15 protein-coding genes and 1 tRNA gene are annotated in these 22,965 nt (G+C 60.7%); 9 read left to right on the top strand and 7 right to left on the bottom strand.

Annotated elements, in window-relative coordinates; genetic code table 11:
* The coding region (locus WD767_03475) for a YciI family protein (protein MEX2615136.1) at positions 1-284 on the bottom strand (284 nt) is incomplete at its 3' end.
* Between the two features lie 86 nt (positions 285-370).
* Between WD767_03475 and WD767_03470 the strand changes: the two genes are divergently transcribed.
* Positions 371-874, top strand: coding sequence for a helix-turn-helix domain-containing protein (locus WD767_03470; protein ID MEX2615135.1), 504 nt, complete (start codon positions 371-373; stop codon positions 872-874).
* Between the two features lie 127 nt (positions 875-1,001).
* Here the strand turns inward: WD767_03470 and guaA are convergent, their stop codons facing one another.
* The 5 genes from guaA to WD767_03445 form a co-directional block, all read right to left on the bottom strand.
* Positions 1,002-2,552, bottom strand: coding sequence for a glutamine-hydrolyzing GMP synthase (guaA, locus tag WD767_03465; protein ID MEX2615134.1), 1,551 nt, complete (start codon positions 2,550-2,552; stop codon positions 1,002-1,004).
* On the bottom strand, positions 2,549-3,133 hold the full coding sequence (locus WD767_03460; GenBank protein ID MEX2615133.1) for a GNAT family N-acetyltransferase: 585 nt from the start codon (positions 3,131-3,133) through the stop codon (positions 2,549-2,551). Before WD767_03460 ends, guaA begins: the two co-directional genes overlap by 4 nt.
* Positions 3,130-4,593, bottom strand: a complete 1,464-nt coding sequence (gene guaB / locus WD767_03455) for an IMP dehydrogenase (protein MEX2615132.1) — start codon at positions 4,591-4,593, stop codon at positions 3,130-3,132. Before guaB ends, WD767_03460 begins: the two co-directional genes overlap by 4 nt.
* Positions 4,594-4,744: 151 nt before the next feature.
* The gene (locus WD767_03450; protein ID MEX2615131.1) at positions 4,745-5,479 is read right to left on the bottom strand and encodes an RlmE family RNA methyltransferase; all 735 of its coding nucleotides are present in this window, start codon (positions 5,477-5,479) and stop codon (positions 4,745-4,747) included.
* Complete coding sequence (locus WD767_03445) at positions 5,466-6,542, bottom strand: Ppx/GppA phosphatase family protein (protein MEX2615130.1); 1,077 nt, start codon at positions 6,540-6,542, stop codon at positions 5,466-5,468. The genes WD767_03450 and WD767_03445 overlap by 14 nt, the downstream gene beginning before the upstream one ends.
* Before the next feature lie 267 nt (positions 6,543-6,809).
* Here WD767_03445 and WD767_03440 point away from each other — a divergent pair.
* Positions 6,810-6,883, top strand: a tRNA-Gln gene (locus WD767_03440).
* 238 nt (positions 6,884-7,121) lie between these two features.
* Here WD767_03440 and WD767_03435 read toward each other — a convergent pair.
* Positions 7,122-7,400, bottom strand: coding sequence for a hypothetical protein (locus WD767_03435; GenBank protein MEX2615129.1), 279 nt, complete (start codon positions 7,398-7,400; stop codon positions 7,122-7,124).
* Here WD767_03435 and WD767_03430 point away from each other — a divergent pair.
* Genes WD767_03430 through treY form a run of 7 tightly spaced genes read left to right on the top strand, consistent with a single transcriptional unit; the run spans position 7,293 to position 22,963 of the window.
* Positions 7,293-9,254: an alpha-1,4-glucan--maltose-1-phosphate maltosyltransferase gene (locus WD767_03430; protein ID MEX2615128.1), complete on the top strand. Its 1,962-nt coding sequence runs from the start codon at positions 7,293-7,295 to the stop codon at positions 9,252-9,254. The genes WD767_03435 and WD767_03430 overlap by 108 nt on opposite strands.
* Entirely contained in the window at positions 9,251-12,523 is a 3,273-nt protein-coding gene (gene treS, locus WD767_03425; GenBank protein ID MEX2615127.1) for a maltose alpha-D-glucosyltransferase, read from the top strand. Before WD767_03430 ends, treS begins: the two co-directional genes overlap by 4 nt.
* Positions 12,523-14,742: a 1,4-alpha-glucan branching protein GlgB gene (gene glgB / locus WD767_03420; protein MEX2615126.1), complete on the top strand. Its 2,220-nt coding sequence runs from the start codon at positions 12,523-12,525 to the stop codon at positions 14,740-14,742. Before treS ends, glgB begins: the two co-directional genes overlap by 1 nt.
* A 13-nt stretch (positions 14,743-14,755) precedes the next feature.
* Positions 14,756-16,843 carry a glycogen debranching protein GlgX gene (gene glgX / locus WD767_03415; protein ID MEX2615125.1) on the top strand — a complete coding sequence of 696 codons (2,088 nt, stop codon included), beginning with the start codon at positions 14,756-14,758 and terminating at the stop codon, positions 16,841-16,843.
* Positions 16,840-18,627 carry a malto-oligosyltrehalose trehalohydrolase gene (gene treZ, locus WD767_03410; GenBank protein MEX2615124.1) on the top strand — a complete coding sequence of 596 codons (1,788 nt, stop codon included), beginning with the start codon at positions 16,840-16,842 and terminating at the stop codon, positions 18,625-18,627. The genes glgX and treZ overlap by 4 nt, the downstream gene beginning before the upstream one ends.
* A complete protein-coding gene (gene malQ, locus WD767_03405) occupies positions 18,624-20,417 on the top strand; it encodes a 4-alpha-glucanotransferase (GenBank protein ID MEX2615123.1) in 1,794 nt (597 codons plus the stop codon). Before treZ ends, malQ begins: the two co-directional genes overlap by 4 nt.
* Positions 20,414-22,963: a malto-oligosyltrehalose synthase gene (treY, locus tag WD767_03400; GenBank protein ID MEX2615122.1), complete on the top strand. Its 2,550-nt coding sequence runs from the start codon at positions 20,414-20,416 to the stop codon at positions 22,961-22,963. Before malQ ends, treY begins: the two co-directional genes overlap by 4 nt.
* Positions 22,964-22,965: the final 2 nt, after the last annotated feature.

The following is a 22,965-nucleotide window of genomic DNA, read 5'->3' as shown; positions in this document are numbered from 1 at the left end:
GCGCACGGAACGCACGAGACTTTTTCGATGGCTTCGGCAAGATCGGCGGCTTCGATGACAGCGAATCCGGCGATCGGTAGGGCGGATGACATGAAGGGACCATCGCGCGTTTCGAGGCCGACCGCATCCGGATTGCGCACCTGCACCGGTCTGCCGGCAATGCCAATCAGAGTGCCTTCCGAGCGCAGTTTACCATCCTGCTCGTGGGCGGCGTCTCTGACAGCCTGGGAGGTGCGGTCGTATCCAGCCTGATCGCCATATCCGATCGTGACGAACTTGGGCATTGTTTGGCCTCTATGGTTGCATTTCACAACTGGTTGCAAATTAGCAATTCCGGTTTTATATTGCAATCAGTTTTTTCAGGGTCAGCATGAACGCCAATCGCTCAAGATGCCCGATCAACCTAACGCTGGAGATGCTCGGCGACCGGTGGAGCCTTATTGTCATCCGCGACCTGATGTTTGGAAATCGCCGCCATTTCCGGGAGTTGCTCACGCAATCGGAGGAAGGAATCGCTTCGAACATCCTGGTCGATAGGCTGAGACGGCTGGAGAAAGCCGGCCTCGTAACGCGCCGCGATGATCCAAGCCATAAGCAGAAGGCCATCTACAGCTTGACCGAAGCGGCGATCGAGCTCGTTCCTCTGCTCGCACATATAGGGGCATGGGGCCGGCGTCACACACCGGTCTCGAAAGACCTTTCGGTGCGCGCACAGGTTCTCGAGGAAGGCGGCCCGGTGCTTTGGTCCCAGTTCATGAAGGAGTTGCAGCACCTCCATTTAGGCGCACCACGCCCCAAGGTCTCAATCTTCGCTCAGTTACAGGCAACCTACGAGGCTGCGATAGCCAGAGCGAAGGCAAGATCGCAAGCCTGACAAGGAGTAGCTTACCGAAATTTTGACAACGGCGAGAGAAAAAGCCGAGAACTATCGACATCGTTCGTTCGGAAAATATCGAACGAGGCATCCCACACTATCCGCTACCACGCCAGAATACTCTCCCTCACTCCCACTCGATGGTGCCGGGCGGCTTCGACGTCACGTCATAGACCACGCGGTTGATTCCGCGCACTTCATTGATGATCCGGGTTGCGACCGCTGCGATGAACGCGTGGTCGAACGGGTAAGAATCCGCCGTCATGCCGTCGCTGGACGTCACCGCCCGCAACGCGCAGACATATTCGTAGGTCCTGCTGTCGCCCATCACCCCGACGGTGCGCACGGGCAGCAGCACCGCGAAGGCCTGCCAGATGGCGTCATAAAGCCCGGCATTCCGGATTTCCTCCAGATACACCGCATCGGCCTGGCGCAGAATTTCGAGCTTCTCCCGGGTAATGCCGCCCGGAAGCCGGATCGCGAGCCCCGGCCCCGGAAACGGATGACGGCCAACCAGGGATTCCGGCAGACCCAGTTCGCGGCCCAGGTTGCGGACCTCATCCTTGAACAGGTCGCGCAGCGGTTCGACCAGCGCCAGCTTCATCCGTTCGGGCAATCCCCCGACATTGTGGTGCGACTTGATCGTCACGCTCGGCCCGCCGATGACGGAGACGGATTCGATGACATCCGGATAGAGCGTGCCCTGCGCCAGAAACCGCGCATCGTCGGTTTTGAGAGCCTCTTCTTCGAACACCTGGACGAACAGCCCGCCGATAATGCGGCGCTTTTCCTCCGGATCCGACACCCCTTCCAGCGCATCGAGAAACAGCGGCGCGACATTACGATGCACCAGCGGGATATTATAGTGGTCGCCGAACAGGGTAACGACCTGTTCGGCCTCGCCCATCCGCAACAAACCGTGATCGACGAAGATACAGGTCAGTTTTTCGCCTATGGCCTCATGGATCAGGACCGCCGCCACGGAGGAATCGACGCCTCCTGAAAGGCCGCAGATCACGCGGCCGTCGCCGACCTGCTCGCGGATGCGTTCCACCGCCTGCGCGCGAAACGCCTGCATCGTCCAGTCGCCGCCGCAGCCGGCGATTTGATGGGTGAAATTCCGCAACAGCCGCCCGCCCTGCGGCGTATGCACGACTTCGGGGTGGAACTGCACGCCGTAATAATGCCGCGCGTCGTCCGCAATGGCCGCAAACGGCGCGCCATCGCTGGTGCCGACCGAGACGAAGCCTTCCGGCAATGCCGTCACGCGGTCGCCATGGCTCATCCAGACCTGTTCGCGCGCGCCGACATCCCATAAACCGTGAAACAGCGCGCAATCCTGCTGGACCTGCATGAACGCCCGGCCGAATTCCTGGTGGCTGGACGGTTCCACATGGCCACCCAGTTGCGCGCATATCAGCTGCTGGCCATAGCAGATCCCCAGCACCGGCAATCCGCACTCGAAGACCACGTCCGGCGCGCGCGGCGCGCCCGGCGCGGTCACGCTGGCGGGGCCACCGGACAGAATGATCGCTTTTGGCCCGAATGCCGCGAGACTTTCCGCATCCACGCGGTTGAAGGGATGAATTTCACAGTAAACGCCATTTTCCCGCACGCGACGCGCGATCAGTTGAGTCACCTGGCTGCCGAAATCGATGATCAGGATACGGTCGGTCATGCGTTATTGTCGCCATTTCTGGAAAAGAAATACCTGCCCTTCGGCGCGCCGAACCGGCCCGGCCGGGCGGATGGCTGCAAAGGACGCCATTGATAGGCGATTTCCGGCAGCGTCACGCCCCACAGGCGTTCGTGCCGTTCCGCGGCCCGGATACCGCCCATTGCCTCGTAGAAGAACCGTGCCTGATTTTCCGCGAGCACCCACAACACGGCAAATTCGTGCCCGGCGTCCCGCAACGCGCACTGCATTTCCAGCAGCAGCGCCCTGCCATAACCCTGCCCCTGATGGTCCGGGGCGACATACAGGGTAAATATCTCGCCGCCATCGGCGAACCGGCGATCCCGGGACCGTCCACCACTGGCGACGCCAACCACGCCATGCCGGGGATGAACCGCGACCAGCACCGTATCCAGGCTGTTAATATGATGCGTCCAGATACGCTGCTGCTGCGCCGGCGACATCCGCACGAGAACTGAATCCGGCAGGATGCCGGCATAGGCTGCCCGCCACGCGTCAATATAGACCGTTGCGATGGCGGCGCCTTCGCCCCCACGGGCGGCGCGGATCCGGATACTGCTCACGACCCGGTGCGATAGTTCGGCGCCTCGCGCGTCACCGTCACGTCATGCACATGGCCTTCGCGAAGCCCGGAATCGGTAACCCGCACAAATCCGCAGTTCCGCTGCATTTCGCTGATCGTCGCACAGCCGGTGTAACCCATCGCCGCCTTCAGGCCGCCGACCAGTTGATGCACGACATTGGCAATCGGCCCCTTGTAGGGTACCTGACCCTCGATGCCTTCCGGTACGAGCTTGAGCGAGTCCGTAATGTCCTGCTGGAAATAGCGGTCCGCCGAACCGCGCGCCATGGCGCCGACGGAGCCCATGCCCCGATAGGATTTGTAGGACCGGCCCTGATACAGATGGACGTCGCCCGGCGCCTCGTCCGTGCCGGCGAACAGCGACCCGATCATGGCGCCGCTGGCGCCGGCGGCAATCGCCTTGGCCAGGTCGCCCGAATACTTGATGCCGCCATCGGCGATAACCGGGATATTGTGCTTTTGTCCGACCTCGACCGCATCCATGATGGCGGTCAGCTGCGGAACGCCGACGCCGGCGACGATCCGCGTGGTGCAGATCGAGCCCGGACCGATCCCGACCTTGACCGCATCCGCGCCCGCGTCGATCAGGGCTTGTGCGCCGTCCGCTGTCGCGACATTGCCGGCGACGACCTGCGCGTAATTGCTCTGCCGCTTGACGCTGTCGACGGTTTCGAGGACGCCCACGGAATGGCCATGCGCCGTGTCTATCACGATAACATCGCAGCCGGCTTCCAGCAGGGCGGCCGCCCGCTCCACCCCTTCCGCGCCGACACCAACCGCGGCCGCAACCCGCAGACTGCCATGTTCATCCTTGCTGGCATCGGGAAAACGCTGCGCCTTTTCGATATCCTTTACCGTGATAAGCCCGACGCAGCGGCGTTCATCGTCGATCACCAGCAGCTTTTCGATCCGGTTTTCATGCAGCAGCCGCTTGGCCTCGTCATGGGTGACACCCTCGCGCACGGTGATCAGCCCGCGCCGCGTCATCAGCTCCCGGACCAGTTGACTCGGGTCGTTGGCGAAACGGACATCGCGGTTGGTCAGAATGCCCACCAGCTTGCCACTGCGCTTCGCGATGACGGGGATACCGGAAATACTGTTGGCGCTCATGATAGCGAGGGCATCCGCCAGCGTCCTGTCCGGCGTGATCGTGATCGGGTCGACGACGATGCCCGCCTCGAACCGCTTTACCCGCCGGACTTCCTGCGCCTGTTTCTCAATCGACAGGTTCTTGTGAATGACGCCGAGCCCCCCGGCCTGCGCCATGGCTATCGCGAGGCGGCTTTCCGTCACCGTGTCCATCGCCGACGAAATCAGCGGAATGCCCAGCGGCACCTTATTGGTGAACCTTGTCCTTGTATCGGTATCCTTGGGCAGCGCCGAGGATCTGGCAGGCAGGAGCAGGACGTCGTCGAATGTGAGCGCTTCGCGGATTTCCATAATCATTTCTCCGGCCAGTGGAGCGCCGTTATATCACGGCATGCAGTGTGGCTAAATATTTATCTCGTATTTATCCACAAAATGCACACACTGCGGTCGTGAATGCCCGTTTCGGGCACACTGCGGTCACATTCTGGCTCTGGAACTGCAATTATTGTGGTTTTTTGTCGCAAGCGGAGAATGCGGGCGTACCCCGATACCCGATCGCCACGACATACATCTCCGCCGATTCCTTGCGGCTGGCGGGGGGCTTGGCGTGCGCCACCCGCCGGAACGCGCGTTTCAGGCGGCTCAGCAACCCGTGCTCCGTGCCGCCCTGCAGCACCTTGGCCACGAAGGCGCCGCCGGGCGTCAGGACATCCTCGGCGAAATCCAGCGCCGCTTCGGCCAGCCCGATGATCCGCAGATGATCCGTCGCCGTGTGGCCGCTGGCGGACGCCGCCATATCCGACAGGACCACATCCGCCGGACCGCCAAGTGCGCGAACGAGCCGTTCGGCGGTACCTGCGTCGTGCATGTCCCCTTCAAGAATAACGGCGCCGCTGATCGGGTCGATCGGCGTGATATCGATGCCGACGACCTTTCCCGAGGATCCAACCTTCTCCAGCGCCACCATGGTCCAGCCGCCGGGCGCCGCGCCCAGATCGACCACGCGCGCGCCTTTCTTCAGCAGCCGGTATTTTTCGTCGAGTTCCAGCAGCTTGAACGCCGCCCGGCTGCGATAGCCCTGCCGCCGGGCTTCGGCCACATAGGGATCGTTCAGCTGCCGCTCAAGCCAGCGCCGGGACGAGACCTTGCGCCCCTTGCCCGGACGCAACCGAACCGTCTCATCGCGGCTGACAGATACGTCGCGACGGCCACCCTTTCCGCCCTTACGATCGGCCAATGGGTTGCCCTTCCCGTTCGGCCGCATTCATCAGGTCGAGCAGGATACCCTCGCGCAGGCCCCGGTCGGCGACACGCAACCGGCCCACAGGCCAGCGCCGGCACATGGCTTCGAGGATGGCGCAGCCCGCGACGACAAGATCCGCCCGGTCGGAGCCGATGCAGGGATGAGCGGCGCGTTCGGCGCAGTTCATACCGCGCAATTCGTCGCTGATCTTGAGGATTTCATCGAATTCCAGAAAGGCGCCGTCGACCAGTCCACGGTCGTAGCGCGCCAGTTTCATCGAAACGCCGGTCAGCGTCGTTACCGTTCCTGACGCACCCAGCATCTGCAGTTCCCCCCGGCGCACTGACCCGGATATATCGTTACGGGCGCAGAACGGCGCCAGTTCCCGGTCGACATCGTCGATCATCGCCACGTAGCATTCCCGGGTCATCGCGGCATCGCCGTAGCGTTCGCTCAGACCGACCACGCCAAAAGGCAGCGAAATCCAGTTCGTGGCGCCCGATTCATTGCGGCAGTCCGAATTCTTGCATGCCTTCGTGTCTGCAACCGTCACTTCCGTACTGCCACCGCCGATATCGAAGACCAGCGCCCGGCGCTTTTCATCATCGAACAGCGGCGCACAGCCCAGCATCGCGAGCCGCGCCTCTTCCTGACACGAAATCGTCTCGATCCGCAATCCGGTTTCCGATTCGACACGATCAAGGAACTCCGGACAGTTCGAAGCCCGCCGGCACGCATCCGTCGCGATCAGCCGCGCCCGGTCGACCCTGCGGCGGCGCATTTTCGATGCACAGATCCGCAATGCGCCGATGGCGCGCGCCATCGCTTCTTCTGACAACACACCGGAATCGCTCAATCCTTCGCCGAGCCTGACAATCCGCGAAAAGGCGTCAACGACGCGGAAATTATCCTCGGTAGGATGGGCTACAAGCAGGCGGCAGTTATTTGTGCCCAGATCGATGGCCGCATAGACATGCATCTCCCGACCGTCAAAATCCGGGCGCCCGGGAATCTGCCGCTCCCTACCGTGCCGTCGCGGATTGACGTAAATCGCCATCGCTTTCCGACGCCCTTACCATCGTCATGCCCTTTCCCGATAAAAGATACCTGCCTGCCCGTATTCCCTGTGTAAACATATCGTAACCTGAATGTCACGCAATTGCGAAGCGAAGAATCGTAACCTGAATGTCACGCAATTGCGAAGCGAAGAAATGCGAATTCCGGCCATGAAAAACGACGTTCGTCTGGCGAAACGCTACACAAACCCGATCCGATGTGATAACAAGCGCGCCTTCTGCCCCCGTCGCAGGGTCGGCCGCGTCGGTGGGGACTGGTGAAATGGTATCACGCCTGACTCTGAATCAGGTATTGGAGGTTCGAGCCCTCCGTCCCCAGCCAACGATTTCAATGGTTTGCTTGATATTTTTGTGGCGCGCCATGACATCATGACATTAAGCGGCCAATCAAGGGAATTCGGCAGTTCATCGTGACAGGCCGGGTCTATCGCAGCAGCGCGACACCATCGAACCATGGTCCACTCTTAAACTGAATCGTCGCGCCCCGCCCCGACTGACGGGCGCGATCACCGGACGGGTGAATGCGCGACGCGCAATGGAACCATTGACTGTTTCGCACGTTATTTTATTTGAATGATCGATAACGTCGATGTGTCGAAACCGAACTGCCGATGAAAATCGAGGGGAGTATCGTGACCCGGACAGACCGGCGCATGGCGGAAGCCACAGGCGGTAAAAGTGCAAATACACGAGCCGCAAGGGCGCGCCTTCTGCAACTGGCCGAGAATCGCATTGTCATTGAAGCTGTTTCGCCGTCCGTCGACAACGGAAGGTTCGCGGCCAAAGCCGTTGCGGGGCATCTTTTCGTTGTCGAGGCTGACATATTCTGCGACGGGCACGACAAAATTGACGCGGCTGTCCTGACGCGACGGCGCGGCGCCAGGAACTGGCGCGAAACACCCATGCAGTTGTTGGAAAACGACCGCTGGCGCGGGACGGAGAACTTCGATGAGGTGGGTCCGCACGAGTTTACCATCATGGCCTGGCGCGACGAGTTCGCCTCCTGGCAGGCCGAAGTCGCAACGAAACACGCTGCTGGCGTGCCTATCGGCGTCGAACTGACGGAAGGCCGTATGTTGGTCATGCGCACAATCGAAGAGGCGAAAAATCCGACCCGGACAGACAGGGCGAAGTTAAAGACACTTTCCGCAAAGCTGAATGGGACGGAGTCGGAAGGTGAACTCTTCAGCCTCCTGATGACCGGCAAAACAACGGAGCTGATGCGACGCGTTGTGTCGCGGACCGATCTTTCCTCCCTGCCGGAACCGCTTCCGGTCTGGGTTGACCGGGAACGGGCGCTGTTCTCTGCCTGGTATGAATTGATGCCGCGCTCCATGTCGTTTGACGCCGAACGTCACGGTACCTTCGACGATGTGATCGAGCGACTGCCCTATATCAGAGACCTCGGCTTCAACGTGCTCTATTTTCCGCCGATCCATCCCATCGGCAAGACGAACCGCAAGGGACGAAACAATTCCCTGACTGCCGCGCCCGACGATCCCGGATCGCCCTACGCAATCGGTTCGAACGAAGGCGGGCACGATGCAATTCACCCGGATTTGGGAAACTTCGATGATTTTGAGAAACTGGTCGAGGCCGCGAAGTCGCACAGTCTCGAAGTGGCGCTCGATTTTGCGATCCAGTGCTCGCCCGATCACCCATGGATTGCGCAGCATCCGGAATGGTTCGATTGGCGGACAGACGGCACCATCAGGTTCGCCGAGAACCCGCCGAAGAAATACGAGGACATCGTTAACGTCCATTTTTACGGCGACGCTATTCCCTCGTTGTGGGAGGCGCTACGCGACATCGTCCTGTTCTGGATCGGGCATGGCGTCAAGATTTTTCGGGTCGACAACCCGCACACAAAGCCGCTGCCGTTCTGGGAATGGATGATCGCAGAGGTGCAGGCGAAACACCCGGACGCCATCTTTCTTGCCGAGGCCTTTACGCGACCGAAGATGATGAAGCGTCTCGCCAAGGTTGGCTTCACCCAGTCGTATAGCTATTTCACATGGCGCGACGACAAGCAGGAACTGGCCGAATACCTCACGGAGTTGACGACCGGCGACGTGCCCTATGTCATGCGGCCGAACTTCTTCGTGAATACGCCGGATATCAATCCCTACCACCTGCAGACCGGCGGTCGGGCGGGGCACCGGGTGCGCCTGATCCTCGCGGCTTCATTGTCCTCGAATTATGGCATGTATAACGGCTTCGAGATCTGCGAGGCGACGCCGATTCCAGGCAAGGAAGAATATCTGGATAGCGAGAAATACCAGCTTCGCGTCTGGGATTTCGACCGGCCCGGTCATATCAAGGACGACATCCGCCTGATCAACGCGCTTCGAAACCGGCACCCTGCCCTGCAGCAGTTTTCGGGGCTGAAGTTCTACAACGCCTGGAACGATCACATCCTCTACTACGCGAAGTTCACGCCGGACCAGTCGGACTTCGTCATGTTCGCTGTCAACCTTGATCCGGCGAATCCACAGGGCGCGGCCATTGAGGTCCCGCTTTGGGAATTCGATCTGCCGGATGAAGGCTCCATCGAGGGGACCGATCTGGTCACGGGAGATAAATTCCGGTGGGACGGCAAGATACAGCATGTCTGGCTGACACCCGACGACCGTCCCTACGCAATCTGGGCTTTGCATAATCCGGCTGCCTTGCACGATCCGGAGACGGAATGACGAGTAACGTATCCCTACATGCGGCAGTCGCCGTCCCGACGATCGATCGCAGCGACAGCGATTGGTACAAGGACGCGATAATCTACCAGCTTCACGTCAAGGCGTTCCGCGACGCCAATAATGACGGTATCGGGGACTTCCGTGGGCTGATGGAGCGGCTGGATTATATTCAGGAACTCGGCGTCGATACGATCTGGCTACTGCCGTTCTATCCTTCACCGTTGCGTGACGATGGCTACGACATCGCCGACTATGAGTCGGTGAACCAAAGCTATGGCGATATCGATGATTTCCAGCGATTCATCGCAGAGGCGCATAGCCGCGGCCTGCGGGTGATCACCGAACTGGTGATCAATCACACCTCGGACCTGCACCCGTGGTTCCAGCGGGCCCGCGAAGCCCCGCCGGGCAGTCCGGAACGGGATTTTTATGTCTGGTCCGACACTGACGAAAAATTCGCCGATACAAGGATAATATTCCTTGATACCGAAAAATCCAATTGGACCTGGGACCCGGAAGTGGGCGCCTTTTACTGGCACCGCTTCTATTCGCACCAACCGGATCTGAACTTCGATAATCCGGCAGTGCTGAAGGAAGTACTCCGCGTCATGCATTTCTGGCTGGACATGGGCGTGGATGGCATGCGTCTGGATGCCATTCCCTATCTGGTCGAACGCGAAGGCACAAACAACGAGAACCTGCCTGAGACGCATGGCGTCCTGAAGACGATCCGTGCGGAGCTCGATGCGCATTATCCGGACCGGGTGCTACTGGCCGAAGCCAATCAGTGGCCAGAGGATACGCGGACCTATTTCGGCGACGGCGATGAATGCCACATGGGGTTCCATTTCCCGCTGATGCCGCGGATGTACATGGCCCTGGCGCAAGAGGACCGGCATCCGGTCACCGACATCCTGCGCCAGACACCCCACATTCCCGACAGTTGCCAGTGGGCAATCTTCCTGCGCAACCACGACGAGCTGACCCTCGAAATGGTGACCGACAAGGAGCGTGACTACATGTGGTCGTTCTACGCATCGGACCGCCGCGCGCGCATCAATCTGGGTATCCGCCGCCGCCTCGCGCCGCTACTCGGCAACGATCGGCGTAAGATCGAGCTGATGAACGGGCTCCTGTTCTCGATGCCGGGCACGCCGGTTATATATTACGGTGACGAACTCGGCATGGGTGACAATTATTACCTGGGAGACCGCGACGGTGTGCGTACGCCGATGCAATGGTCAGCCGACCGCAATGGCGGATTCTCCCGCGCCAATCCTCAGGAACTGTATCTGCCGATCATCCAGGACCCCGTCTACGGTTACGAGGCAGTCAATGTCGAAGCGCAAGGCTGGAGTTCCGGATCGCTGTTGAACTGGATGAAACGGATGATCCGGATCCGGAAACGGCAGAAGGCTCTCGGACGAGGCAGGCTAGATTTTCTGTATCCGCGCAACCGGAAAGTTCTGGTTTATACCCGTAGCCATGACGAGGAGATCGTGCTCTGCGTATTCAATGTCAGCCGCAGTGCGCAGGCGGTGGAACTGAACCTGTCGGAATTTCGGGGCCGGGTGCCGGTCGAACTCGAAGGCGGAGTCTCGTTTCCTCCGATAGGCGATCTGCCCTATCTTCTGACCTTGCCGCCATATGGTTTCTACTGGTTCCAACTGGCCGAAACGGCTGCGCTGCCGGATTGGCATCAACCGTTGCCGGAGTTGTTGCCGGAACTGGCGACCCTCACCTGCCGCAGCGCCGAGATCGGTGCAGTCCTTTCTGGCGACGCATTGCGGCGGTTGGAGCAGGAAGTGCTGCCGGAATTCCTGCCGCTGCAGCGCTGGTTCGGCGCCAAGGGTGAAACCATTCGACAGACGCGAGTGCTGAACGGACCGGAAATCAGCTCGGAATATCAGCTATCCATCGTCGAGGTTTCGACTGAAAGCGGGCGACAAAGCTATTTCATGCCCTTCGCCACACTGTGGGGTGAGGAACATCTGCAATTCGATGCGCCTACGCTCACTGGGACGCTGGCCCGATTGCGACGCACCAACAGGCTTGGCGCGTTAGTGGACGCCGCGACCAGTCCGCGCCTTGCCGAGGCGATAGTCCGTGCGATGCGCGACCGTACAGTGCTTGAAACTGACGGCATGACACTGCGGGCAGAGGGTATGGCGAACCTCGAGAATCTGGAGGAAGTCGACGAGACCCGGGCGCTCGGCGTCGAACAATCCAATGTCTCGATTGTCTTTGCCGACAAGGGCATCCTCAAAATCTACCGCCGCCTTCAGGCTGGCCGGCAGCCTGACATCGAAGTTGCGCGCTTCCTGAACGAATCCCAGGAATTCGCCAACACGCCAGAGTTCCTGGGTGAAATGACGCTGACACGCGCCGACATGGAGCCGTATACGGTCGCTGCCTGTTTCGCCTTCGTGCCTAATCAGGGCGACGGCTGGAAAGCCATGGTCGATGCGCTGGAACGCGAGATCGAAGACAGGATGCTGGACGAACCCGGCGCCGCACTGGACGAGGCGGTCGAAGAAGAGTTTCCCTATCCGCTCGACCTGTCCGATATTATCGGCAGACGCACCGGCGAGCTGCATCGCGCACTGGCGGCGCCCACGGATAACCCGGCATTCGGCACCGAGCCGGTCAGCGAGCGCGATGTCGTTGACTGGGTCGCCGATACGCTGACGCAGATTGACGATGCGTTCCGCCGGCTGGTGACCATGGAAAGGACAAAGGAAATTGAGCAGCTCCTGTCACGGCGACATGAAATCGAAGCGCTGATCCGCAGTTTTAGCGACCGCGTTCCGGGCGGCGACAAGTCGCGAATTCATGGCGACTATCATCTGGGTCAGATCCTGATCAGCCAGGCTGACATCTACATCATCGATTTCGAGGGCGAACCGCGGCGCAAGCTGGATGAACGCCGGGTCAAGTCATCCCCGTTGCGCGATCTCGCAGGCATGCTGCGCAGCTTCGACTATGCGGCGTTCGCCGCGCTCGACCGCGCGCGATCAAGACACGGCCAGTCGGAAGTAGCGGATTCGATTGCAAAAGCCTGGCGTGACCGGTCGATCGCCCGCTTCCGCGAGGGTTATTCCAACGCGACGGTCGGTCTGGCAACAGTTCCGAAAAGCGATGAATTGTTACTCCTCTTCATGTTTCAGAAAGCGTTCTACGAAATCGGATACGAAGCGGCGAACCGACCGGCCTGGCTGTCAGTCCCCGTGCGCGGCGTCCTGTCACTGCTTGACGAGAGTGGGAACTGATGGCGGCACGGCGAAAAACCCCGACGATATCCGATCCGCCGGTTCTGTCAGAAGATATCTGTCGGGCAATAGCCGAAGGCCGCCTCGACGATCCGTTCACCTGGCTGGGTCTGCACGAGACGCCCGCCGGGCTTCGCGCCGTTTGCTTTGATCCCGGTGCCGCCGAAGCGCGCCTTACCGATGCCGATGGAACGACGGTGGCGAACCTGGAACGCGTGCACCCAGCCGGCGTGTTCGCCGCCCTGTTAAAGCGGCGCAAGCGGCGCTTCGATTATCGCTTCGCTTTTCATGGTGACGGCAAGAACTGGGGCGGACACGATCCATATTCATTCGGCCCGATACTGGGCGACCTTGACTTGCACCTGATTGGCGAGGGCAAACATCGGGAGCTTTATCGGTGTCTCGGCGCGCATCCGCGCGGCCACGAGGGCGTCGACGGCACGACGTTCGCCGTATGGGCGCCAAACGCCCGCAGGGTCAGCATCACCGGCGACTTCAATTTCTGGGACGGCCGGCGTCATCCCATGCGGTTACGACACGGCGCCGGCGTCTGGGAGATTTTTATACCTAACGTAACGGTTGGCGCGCGCTACAAGTATGAGATAGTCGGTCCGCAGGGCGAATTACTGCCTCTCAAGGCCGATCCGCTTGCCTTCCAGGAGGAATTGGCGCCGGCTACCGCCTCGGTCATCCATGGGCTCGGTTCGCATGAGGAGGTTGCCGACTGGACGGAGGCGCTGGCGGCGCGCAACGCACAGTCCAGTCCGATCTCGATCTATGAAGTTCACCTGGGATCCTGGCGCCGCGGCGTGGATGGCGGCATGCTAGACTACGATACTTTTGCCGAAAACCTGGTCGACTATGCGGTGGATATGGGCTTCACGCATCTCGAATTCCTGCCTGTATCCGAACATCCCTTTTCCGGCTCCTGGGGATACCAGCCCATCGGGCTGTATGCGCCCACTGCGCGGTTCGGTCCGCCCGAGGGCTTCGCGCGCCTGCTGGCCGCCTGTCATCGCGCCGGCCTCGGTGTGCTCGTCGACTGGGTGCCTGCGCATTTTCCTTCAGACCCGCATGGACTTGTGCGGTTCGACGGTACGCACCTTTACGAGCACGAGGACCCGCGGCTCGGCTTTCACAAGGACTGGAGCACGCTGATTTATAATTTCGGCAGACGAGAAGTCGCCAATTTCCTGACGGCAAACGCCCTGTTCTGGCTGGAGCATTACGGCGTTGATGGCTTGCGCGTCGATGCGGTCGCCTCAATGCTCTATCTAGATTATTCGCGTCAGCCCGGCGAATGGGTCCCCAACCGCTACGGCGGACGCGAGAACCTGGAAGCCGTCGAACTGATGCGCGAGTTCAACAATCTGGTCTCGGAGCGCTGCCAGGGCCGCATTACGGTTGCCGAGGAATCGACCGCGTGGCCGGGCGTGTCACGGCCGACGGCAGAAGGCGGGCTGGGCTTCGATTTCAAATGGAACATGGGCTGGATGCATGACACGCTGGAATACATGCAACAGGATCCCGTGCATCGGAAACACCATCACCACCTCATGACTTTCGGGATCGACTACGCCTTCTCCGAAAACTTCATCCTGCCGCTCAGCCACGACGAGGTTGTGCATGGCAAGGGTGCACTACTGGCAAAAATGCCGGGCGACCGGTGGCAGAAATTTGCCAATTTGCGCGCCTACTATGGTTTCATGTGGACGCATCCGGGCAAGAAACTGCTCTTCATGGGAGGGGAGTTCGGCCAGGACCGGGAATGGAACCACGACCGGTCGCTGGACTGGCACTTGCTGGGCGAAGCGGACCATGCCGGCCTGCAGCGGCTGGTGCGCGACCTGAACGCGCTGTACCGCGAATGCCCGGCACTGCACACGCTTGACTGCGATCCTGCGGGATTCGCCTGGATCGAAGGCGGCGATACGGAGCAGAGCGTCTATTCCTTCGAGCGGCGCGGCAAATCGGGCCAGAACATGGTCGTCGTCTGCAACATGACGCCCGTCGTCCGGCACGATTACACAATCGGTGTTCCACATGCGGGGGCCTGGCGGGAAAAGATGAATACAGATTCAGCGATCTACGGTGGCTCCAACATCGGAAACGGGGGACGAGTCATGGCTATTGATACGTCGATACACGGACGCCCGGCATCGTGTCGGCTTACCCTGCCGCCGCTGGCAACGCTCGTTCTCGAACCTATATCCGAATGATGGGAGCAATACGATGGACGTGCAGGTTTTCCCGGGTCTACCAAATCCGCTAGGAGCCACATGGGACGGATCAGGCGTCAATTTCGCGCTCTTTTCCGCCAACGCAACGCGCGTCGAACTCTGCTTTTTTGACCCCAAGGGCAGACGCGAAACCGACCGTATCGACCTGCCCGAACAAACGCATGAAGTCTGGCACGGCTATTTCCCGGACATCCGGCCCGGCCAACTCTACGGCTACCGGGTGCACGGTCCTTACGAACCCGAAAACGGCCATCGTTTTAATCCCAACAAGCTTCTTATCGACCCCTACGCCAAGGCGCTTCACGGCGACATTCGCTGGCATGAATCGTGTTTCGGTTATCGTGTCGCATCGCCTCGCAAAGACCTGACCATTGACAGACGTAACAGTGCGATGGTGATGCCGAAATGCGTGGTTATCGACCCGGCCTTCACCTGGGGCGAGGATATCCGGCCACGGCGCGACTGGTCGGAGACCATCATCTACGAGGCCCACGTCAAGGGAATGACAGCGCTGCACCCCGACCTGCCCGAGCAGGTCCGGGGGACATTCGCCGGTCTTGCCGATCCACGGGTGATCGACCATCTCGTGCGGCTTGGCGTCACTGCGGTGGAACTGATGCCGGTGACGGCCTTCCTCGACGAACATTCTCTGATCCGGAAGGGCCTGAAGAACTACTGGGGCTATAACACTGTCGGCTTTCACGCCCTGGCGCATCGCTACATCTCCCCCGGACACGGCACCAGCGAGTTCAAATTCATGGTGAAGCGATTGCACGAGGCGAACATCGAAGTGATCCTTGACGTCGTCTACAACCATACGATCGAGGGCAACCACCTGGGACCGACACTTTCCTTCCGGGGCATTGACAACGCCAGCTACTACACGTTGGCGGAAGATCCGCGCTACTATTTCGATACGACCGGCTGCGGAAACAACATGAACCTGCGGCACTCACGGGTGCTGCAGATGATAACCGACTCGCTACGGTACTGGGTGCAGGAGTGCCACGTAGACGGGTTTCGCTTCGACCTGGCTTCGGCGCTGGGGCGTGATTGGGACCGTTTCGATCCGGACGCAACATTTTTCGATACGCTGTCCCAGGACCCGGTCCTGCAGCAGGTGAAGCTCATCGCGGAACCATGGGACGTCGGGCCGGACGGCTATCAACTTGGCAATTTTCCCCCTGGCTGGGCAGAATGGAACGACCGCTATCGCGATAATCTGCGTAGCTACTGGAAGGACGACCCGGGGTCGCGCCGGCGACTCGGAACCGGCCTGCTCGGCTCGGCGGATCTGTTCGATCATCGCGGGCGGCGGCCGTGGGCCAGCGTCAATTTGGTTACCGCCCATGACGGTTTTACCCTGGCCGACCTTTGGGCTTACAACGCGAAACATAACGAAGCAAACCAGGAAAACAATCTGGACGGTCACGATCATAATTTCAGCTGGAACTGTGGTGTTGAGGGATCAACCGATAACCCTGAGGTCCTGCGCATACGGCAGAGCCTGCGCCGCGCCTGTCTGGCGACGCTGTTCTTCAGCCACGGAACGCCGATGTTGCTTATGGGCGACGAATGGGGGCGCAGCCAGAACGGAAACAACAACGCCTACTGCCAGGACAACGAGACGAACTGGCTCGATTGGTCTGCGCCGGCAGATCCCGCCCTTGCCGATTTCGTCGGCAGGCTGAGCGCCTTGCGCCGATCCCATCCACTGCTTCGATCGGCAAAATTCCAGCACGGCAAACCGGTCGGCGAGGCGGAGTTCCCGGACGTGGTCTGGCTTCGGTCGGACGGCGAGACAATGAATACCGATGATTGGACAAACGGGGACGAATGCCAGCTTGCCCTGATGCTCAATGGCGCACACCAGCAATCATTGTTGCTCATCTTCAATCCAACCGCCGAAGCGGAGGGTTTCCGGCTCCCCGCGCGCGAGACGGATATAAATTGGCGTGTCCTTTTGGATAGCGGTGTGGACGGGGCGCCTGAAATACAGGACGTCCTCCCTTCGGGCGTCGAATTCCAGGTCGGCCCGCGGACATTGACACTGCTCGAAACACTGGAGCCGCTGCCGTGAGCGTGTCGCATTTTACGAAGAACTGGGGTGCGGAACCAGTGGGGGACAACCGCTGGCGCTTTCGGCTCTGGGCGCCTGGACTGTCTGAGTTGCGGGTCCGGCTAGCGAACGTCGATCACCCGATGGACCGGACCCGGGACGGATGGTTTGAGGGCGAATTCCCCGCCGACCCGGACGATACTTACGCATTCATATTACCCGATGGCCATGCTGTGGCCGATCCCGCGGCCCGCGCGCAGGCCGGTGATGTTCATGGTCCATCGAAACTGGTCGATCCGAGGGACTTCGAGTGGCGCTGCGACTGGAAAGGCCGGCCATGGCATGAATCGGTGATTTACGAGCTTCATGTCGGGGCGTTCTCGCCAGGCGGCAACTTCGACGGCGCGCGTGAGCGTCTTGATTACCTCGCCGAAACCGGCATCACCGCCATCGAGCTCTGCCCCGTCGCGCAGTTTTCAGGCGAGCGAGGATGGGGATATGATGGCGTGCTTCTTTATGCGCCGCACCCGGAATATGGCGGACTGCAGGGGCTAAAGCGGCTGGTGGACGCAGCACACGAACGCGGCCTGATGATTTTCCTCGATGTCGTCTACAACCACTTCGGGCCGGACGGAAACTACCTGCATCTCTATGCGCCGGAATTCTTCGATCCCGGGCGACAGACGCCCTGGGGGGCGGCTATCGCCTTCGAAGAGCCGGCGGTCCGCAACTTCTTCATCGAGAACGCGTTGTACTGGCTACAGGAATACCGAATCGACGGCCTGCGGCTCGATGCGATCGATCAGATTACCGATCCGTCCGCCGTATCCGTTCTCGAGGAACTGGCGAGAACGGTGCGGCGGACCGACTTCGGTCGGACCGTCCACCTCACCACCGAAGACGACCGCAATGTCTGCTTCCTGCATGCGCGGGACAATCACAACAGGCCACTTCTCTATGATGGGGAATGGAACGACGACTTCCATCATGTGACCCACGTGCTGGCGACTGGCGAAACGGACGGTTACTACGGCGATTATGCGGACGACCCGCGTGCCGACCTGATGACGGCGCTCGGCGAAGGCTACGTGCACCAAGGTCGGAAATCGCCCTACCGCAACGGTTCGCCGCGCGGCGAACCTTCAGCCCATATGCCGCCGGTTGCCTTCGTCAATTTCCTGCAAAATCACGACCAGACAGGGAACCGGGCCTTCGGCGAACGGCTGACGATGCTGGCTGAACCGGAGGCTGTCGAGGTATTGACCGCGCTGCTGCTATTGGCACCGACCGTACCGCTGCTGTTCATGGGCGAGGAATGGGGCGAGAAAAAGCCATTCCAGTTCTTTTGCGACTTCGAAGGCGCGCTGGGGGATGCGGTGCGGGAGGGACGGCGGCGGGAGTTTTCGCGCTGGGCGCAGTTTGCCGATAAGACGACGCGCGAGACGATCCCGGATCCCAATGATCCGGCCACGTTTGACCGGTCACGACTGGACTGGGCGTATGCCGAAAGCCCCCAGGGGCGCGCTCGCCGGACATTGCTCCGGGAGTTGCTTCGGGTCCGCGCGGCGGAGGTCGCGCCGCGGCTTCCGGGAATAAAAAGAATGGACACGAGTATCGCTTCCGTAGGCGAAAGAGGAATTACCGTAAGCTGGCTGCTTGATGACGGCACCCGCCTGAACCTTGTCGTAAACCTTGGCGGCGCAACATTCGAGTGCGTGCCTGACGGCCGCGCGATCTTCGATCTGCGCGACCCGGCTTCAGACCCATGGGCCCTCCGGGCTGCAATCGCGAGATCTGCTCCATGACCGATTCTATCGTCCGGCTTTGCACGTCGTACGGCATCGAGACCACCTATGTGGACGTCGACGGGATTGAGCGCACCGTATCGGACGAAACCCTGCGGGCGCTGGTCGACGCGTTCGGCATAAAGGCGCCCGCCGCGAAACCGCCTGCCGGCATCGACGAGGCATTGCTGGAGGCCACGCCACCGCAGTGTTACGTTCCGGACACCCTGACACTGTCACGGGCCTGGGGGTTGACCTGCCAGCTTCAAGGCCTGGCTTCAGCGCGCAACCTGGGAATCGGAGACTTCGCTGATCTCGAAGATTTGTGCCGGATTGCCGGCGCGGCAGGAGCGGATTTCATCGGCCTGAATCCGCTGCATGCAATGTTCTGGAGCGATCCGAGCCGTTACAGCCCTTTCTCGCCATCGAACCGGAATATGCTCAATCCGCTATACCTCGCGGCCGACTGGATCGACGGCTTCTGCGGGTTGCGCGACGAAGAAGCCTATGAGGCGGCGCGGCTGCGGGAGACCGCGTTGGTCGATCATCCGGCCGTGTCGAAACTGAAGGATGGTATCCTGCGGCGGTTGTTCGCCCGATTTCAGGCGACCGGGGTTTCGCGTTCGGAATACGATGCCTTCTGCAACCGGGGCGGAGAACAATTACTGACCCATGCCTGGTTTGAAACAGTGTCCTGGTCGATGGTGGAGAAAGGATGCGGCGCCGGCTGGCTGGACTGGCCCGAGGCTCTGCGGAACCGACATGGCGAGACGGTCCGCCAGATTATCGCCGACGACGCCGGTGAAGTCGGCTATCACCTTTGGCTACAATGGCAGGCGGACCGGCAGCTTGCCCGCGTCTGCAAGTCGGCTCGCAAAGCCGGTATGCGCATCGGACTTTATCTCGACCTTGCGGTAGGCGTGTCGGCCGACGGCTCGGCAACCTGGACGGACCCGGACCTGGTGATCCCGAACCTGTCCGTCGGCGCACCGCCCGACAGCTTCAGCACAGGAGGACAGGACTGGGGACTGGCGCCGATGTCGCCGACCCTGCTGGCGGAATACGACGGAGAGCCGTTTGCGGATACCCTGGCTGCGGTAATGCGGCATGCAGGGGCCCTGCGGATCGATCACGCCATGAGCATGGCGCGGCTCTGGCTGATCCCGAACGGCATGCCGGCGCGCGCCGGCGCCTATGTACGGTACCCGTTAATGCGACTGTTGGCGAAACTGGCGGCAGCGTCCTGTCAAAATGATTGCATTGTCATTGGCGAGGATCTCGGCGTCGTCCCCAGAGGCTTCCGAACGCTGATGGCCCGACGTCATTTCCACGGCTATCGTGTTTTCTATTTCGAGTTCGATGCGAACCGCGCATTCAATTCCGGAAACTGGTCGACAGACGCGCTAGCCTGTATTGCGACGCACGATATGCCGACCTTTGCGGGCTGGTGGTCGATGCGCGACCTGGATATGCGCGAATCGTTGGGATTGCTCACGGACAAGTCGTTGCGAGACACCCGGACAGGGCGCGTGGCGGAACGGCAGGCGCTGCAGCGGCTGCTGGGTGAAGCAAGCAATGACCCTGCCGTGCTTTCTCCAAAGCTGCATAATTTCGCCGCCCGCTGTCCCTGCCGTCTTTTCGCCGTACAGGTCGAAGACGCTCTTGGACTGGTCGAGCAGGTCAACATCCCTACGACTATTGACGAACATCCGAACTGGCGCCGCCGACTCCCGGTTTCCATCGAACATATCGCGAGCCATCCGGGTTTTCAGGCGCATACGGCGGCAGTTTCCCGGGCCCGACCACGATGAGCCTGCCAACCGCAACCTACCGCCTGCAGTTCCGCCAGGGTATGAATTTTGACCGGGCCGCGTCACTTGCGCCCTATTTTTCCCGGCTCGGTGTCAGCCACCTTTACGCATCGCCGCTATTCCAGGCGACGCCGGGATCGACGCATGGCTACGACGTAACCGATCACAACCGATTCGACGAGAGCCTCGGGGGACTGGACGGCTTTCTGCGACTCGCGGCCGCTCTCAAAGCCGAAGGCCTGGGACTGATCCTCGATATTGTGCCAAACCATATGGCGGCATCGGTGCACAACCCTTGGTGGCGCGACCTGCTGCGCAATGGCCGCGCCAGCCGTTACGCGCAACATTTCGATGTCGACTGGTCGATGCCGCGGGTGCTCCTTGCAGTGCTCGAAGCATCATTCCAGTCTGTCCTGGAGGATGGCGTATTTTCAATCGAATGTGAAACGGACGGCCCGTGCTGGGATTATCGGGGCACGAGGTTTCCGATCGCCCCGGAGAGCTGGCATCTTCTGGCACAGGCCCTGCCGAAAGGGACAGATCCCGGCGTAATGTCACCCGATCGATTGCCGGCATGGCTATCCGACCTGTCGAACAAGCAACGCCTGGACGAAGCCCTTCGCGCGTTAAGCAGTGACCGGGCGTTTCTTGAGAGGCTACATGATGCGCAGCACTGGCGCCTCGCCTACTGGCGGGCCGGGCGGGACATGCTGAACTATCGACGGTTTTTCGAAATATCCGAACTGGTCGGCGTACGCGTCGAAGACGAGTCGGTGTTCGCCGATGTCCACCGGCTGTTGTTCGAGATGCTGGAAGCCGGACATATCGATGGGCTTCGCATCGATCATGTGGACGGGCTCAGCAACCCGTCAGGCTATCTCCATCGACTAAAGGAGACGGCCCCCGGCAATCCACCCGTGTGGGTCGAGAAAATACTGGGGGATAACGAAGCGCTGGCGGACGACTGGCCTGTAGCGGGAACCACGGGTTATGAATTTGCCGTGCTGGTCGGCGATCTGCTTATGAACTCGGACGGGATCGATACAGTCACGGATGGCTATCGAGCATTCACCGGCAGTTCGACCAACGTTGCCGCCATGCTGGCCGAAGCAAAGCACGAGATCCTGACGCGCAACCTGGCTGGAGAGCTTATGTTGTTGCAGCGCCTGCTGGTCCGCATGGCCGCTCTCGACCCGCAGGCCCGCGACTGGGGACCGGATACATTGCGGCGCGCGCTGATCGCAATCGCAGTATCGATGCCCGTGTACCGGACCTATCTTGCTCCAACGGCGCTGTCTCCCGAAGACGATGCTGTTCTCGCCCTTGTGGCGCGCAAGGCGGTGCAGATATACGATCTCGAAGATCCCCATGTCGTCTCCGACGTACTGCGGCTGTTCGTAGAGGCGAAAGGCGACGATGCACATTATTTTCGCCAGCGCTTCCAGCAGACCACCGGTGCGCTGATGGCAAAAGCAATGGAGGATACGCTGTTCTACCGCTCCAGCCGGCTTCTGTCAGCCAACGAAGTCGGCGGGACGCCTGCGCTGATCGGATCGGATGAAGCGGTGTTCGCCGACGCCATCGCGGCACGGGCGCGGCGCCAGCCGGCCGGGCTCAACGCAACGGCGACACATGATACCAAGCGTGGCGAAGACGCGCGAATGCGCATCGCCGCCATTGCCGACTATCCCGAAGCCTGGGTGCGAGCTGTAAAGGAGTGGGATGTTCTGCTGGCATCCGAAATTGACGAGGTGCCGGACCCGGAAATGCGATGGCATTTTTACCAGGCCCTGCTCGGCGTCTGGACAACCGGCGACCTTGATGATTTGCGCGAGCGCCTGTCCAGTTACATGCTGAAGGCGGCGCGAGAAGCCAAGCGCAATACGAGTTGGGCGCGTATTGATGACGGTTATGAAAGCCGGCTCGGCGAATTCGTCGCGCAGGCATTGTCGGCCGACAGCCCTTTTCCCGAACGCTTCTCGGCGGCTGCCGCGCGATTCATCGCGGTGGGCGAACGGAAGAGCCTCGTACAACTCGCCCTCAAGCTCACCCTGCCGGGCATCCCGGATATATACCAGGGGACGGAGCGCGCGGACCTCAGTCTCGTCGACCCCGACAACCGCCGGCCGGTCGATTTTCCGGCGCACGATAGCGCGCTGGCGAGCGAACCGACACCAGGCGGCGATTTTGAACAATCAAAGCTGGCCCTTCTTTTGCGCCTCCTGCGCCTGCGAAAATCGTGGCCGCAACTTTTTGCCGAGGGATCTTTTCTTCCGCTCGATCAGCCCATGGCGCAGCAAGCGGGTTTTTTCGCATTCGTACGCGATTTTGCGGGGCAGGGCCTGCTGGTCATGTGCGACTGTGCGGCGGCGGAAGCGGAAACAGACGGTCAGGCTCGCTTCACTTTGCCCGAAAGCTGGAAGTCGATGACGTTGAGGTCCGTTTATCCGGATGCCGGCGTTGTGCGTACGGGAAATACGGTATTTTCCTTCGACGCCTTCCGGGAGAGTCCCGTGATTGTCATGCAGGCGGAGTCGATGGACTGAAC

The organism is Alphaproteobacteria bacterium, from assembly GCA_040905865.1.
In the GTDB taxonomy this organism is placed as follows: Bacteria; Pseudomonadota; Alphaproteobacteria; order UBA8366.
The sequence above is the reverse complement of the archived record's forward strand: the minus strand, read 5'-3'. Positions and strand labels throughout refer to the sequence as shown.